Source organism: Pseudoalteromonas sp. P1-13-1a (assembly GCF_001401875.1).
Lineage (GTDB): Bacteria > Pseudomonadota > Gammaproteobacteria > Enterobacterales > Alteromonadaceae > Pseudoalteromonas.
Genome location: NZ_LKDV01000112.1, coordinates 1 through 316, shown reverse-complemented (window position 1 = coordinate 316; position 316 = coordinate 1). Strand labels below are relative to the sequence as shown.

Below are 316 nucleotides of genomic sequence, written 5' to 3'. Positions count from 1 at the left end.
ATATGTGGTGGGTGATACTGGACTTGAACCAGTGACCCTCGCCTTGTAAGGGCGATGCTCTCCCAACTGAGCTAATCACCCACATATAATAGGTATGACTTTATTAATTTAACGTTTAATATAATTTGGTGGGTGATACTGGACTTGAACCAGTGACCCTCGCCTTGTAAGGGCGATGCTCTCCCAACTGAGCTAATCACCCAAATTATATATTTAATATGCACCATTCTAAGAATGGTGGGTCGTACTGGACTTGAACCAGTGACCCTCGCCTTGTAAGGGCGATGCTCTCCCAACTGAGCTAACGACCCATATT

Annotated in this window: 3 tRNA genes; all 3 read right to left on the bottom strand. The window is 44.9% G+C overall.

The window, feature by feature from the left end:
- Positions 1-5: 5 nt before the first annotated feature.
- The 3 genes from AN391_RS20045 to AN391_RS20035 all read right to left on the bottom strand — a co-directional run bounded on the left by AN391_RS20045 (position 6) and on the right by AN391_RS20035 (position 311).
- Positions 6-81: transfer RNA gene (locus AN391_RS20045), tRNA-Val, on the bottom strand.
- Between the two features lie 45 nt (positions 82-126).
- Positions 127-202 (bottom strand) — tRNA-Val (locus tag AN391_RS20040).
- Positions 203-235: 33 nt separating this feature from the next.
- Positions 236-311 (bottom strand) — tRNA-Val (locus AN391_RS20035).
- Positions 312-316 lie beyond the last annotated feature (5 nt).